This window comes from Bacillus sp. LR_5 (assembly GCF_042709275.1).
Map to the genome: position 1 here is coordinate 1 of NZ_JAVAXX010000543.1, position 1,897 is coordinate 1,897.

The 1,897-nt window shown below is 45.5% G+C and carries 2 protein-coding genes; both read right to left on the minus strand.

All coding sequences use genetic code 11. The features are described from left to right. The coding region (kdgK, locus tag RAC86_RS38260) for a 2-dehydro-3-deoxygluconokinase (protein ID WP_377886912.1) at positions 1 to 832 on the minus strand (832 nt) is incomplete at its 3' end. A gap of 37 nt (positions 833 to 869) precedes the next feature. Next, positions 870 to 1,889 (minus strand): pectin utilization transcriptional regulator KdgR, encoded by a 1,020-nt coding sequence (gene kdgR, locus RAC86_RS38265; RefSeq protein ID WP_015251845.1) that lies wholly within the window; start codon positions 1,887 to 1,889, stop codon positions 870 to 872. Positions 1,890 to 1,897: the final 8 nt, after the last annotated feature.

Sequence of the window (1,897 nt, forward strand, 5' to 3'; positions counted from 1 at the left end):
TGTTCGACAAACCGTCTAGGATACCGCTGATTACACCGACTGCAAATCCGTCTCCGGCGCCGACCGTATCAACCACCCGGTCGACCCGGCAGCCTTCTAGAAATCCTTCACTTGTCCCCGTTTTAAAGTAAGCGCCTTCTTTTCCAAGTTTAATAGCAACAAAGCTGGCACCTTTTTTCAAATAATAGTCGGCAATGCCTTCAGGTGTTTTTTCTCCGGTCAATAGCTCTCCCTCTGCGATACCCGGGAAAAACCAGTCTGCAAGCCCAGCCAGATCATTGATTGTGTGTACCATTGTTGCTTGATCAGGCCAAAGCGAAGGTCTTACATTAGGGTCGAATGAAATGGTCTTCCCTGCGTTTCTCATGTCGTTCATGACATGATACGTGAAGTCTTTCATCTCGGCTGATAAAGCAGGCGGAATACCTGTCACATGCAAATGGCCTGCGCATTGAAAATAATCTCTCGGATATTCAGCTGTAGTTAATGTGCTTGCAGCTGAGTTTTTCCTATAGTAGGTAACTTGCGGGTCGCCTTCTTTCACTTTTGACTTCAGCAGCAGCCCGGTGGGATTTTCGTCCTGCGAGCGGATCACGCGGGACACATCCACTCCCTCTTTTTTAAGCTCTTGTAAAATAAACGTTCCGAGCTGATCATTGCCGACCTTGCTCATCCATCCCATTCGAAATCCGAGTCTGGCAAGGCCGCAGGCGACATTGCTTTCTGCTCCGGCAAGCCCTTTAGAAAAAGTGGATACTTCATGAAGGCCTCCATACTCATTTGCATAAAACATGGCCATTGATTCCCCGAATGTCACCGCATCAAGCTTCATCTCTTCCCAACCTCCTCTTAGTTGAGGGCACCTAGGATTAAAGTGACTTTCTCATGATGACTTTTGCCTCTAATTCAATGGTTTGAGGCGCTCCTTTGTCACCTTCAATCCTTTTTAATACACGTTCCATCGCCGTCCTGCCCATATCATGTGACGGCTGGGCGATCGTTGTAATACCTGGACCGATCAGTTTATACCATTCCGTATCATCGAATCCTGCAATCCCTATATCTTGAGGGATGCGCAGGCCAAGCTCTTCCATACAGCTGATGATTTTCAGCATAATCAAGCCATTCAAAGCCAGAATCGCTTTTTTTTGCTCCGGCATTTCCTTGTGAAAAGAACGAAGCGCCGCCTTAAGCTGCTCCTTGTCCTTTACGTCAATTTCAAGCAATCTGACAAGCCCGTTCACATTATGAACCGAAGCCATTTCCTGATACACAGCTGCTCTTTCTGCACGAGGGCTGATAGAGGAAATCGGTTCGGTAAACAGCGCGACATCAGTATACCCTTTGCTGTACACCTTCTGAAGAATCTCTTTTGTGATCCATCTGTTGTCAGTCGTTACGGTATCCAGTTTCAGATCCGGCAGTTTCCGGTCAATTAAGATTGTTGGAATTTGCTGTTCAGCAAAAGCGCGCAGTACATCCTTGTTTTCCCCTGTTGCGTTTAAAATCAAGCCCTCAACCGAATGGGCTTCTAGCTTTAAGAGCATTTCCCGCTCTTTTTCAGGACTGTTATCTGTGTTGCACACCATAATGCTGTATCCATATTGATCACAAACCTCTTCGACTCCCCTGAAAGCAGCGACCGAAAAAGGATTTGTAATGTCAGCTACAACAAATCCGATTAACTTGCTTTTTTTTATTTTCAAACCTTGCGCCATTTTACTCGGCCGATAATTCAATTCTGCGATTGCCTTTTTAATGTTTTTCACTTTTTCAGGAGAAATCGCGTCAATTTTTCCGTTAATATAGCGGGAAACTGTCGATTTCGAAACTCCTGCACATTCAGCTACATCTTTGATGGTTGTATGGCCTGTTGTTTTCTTTTTCATTCAAGTGC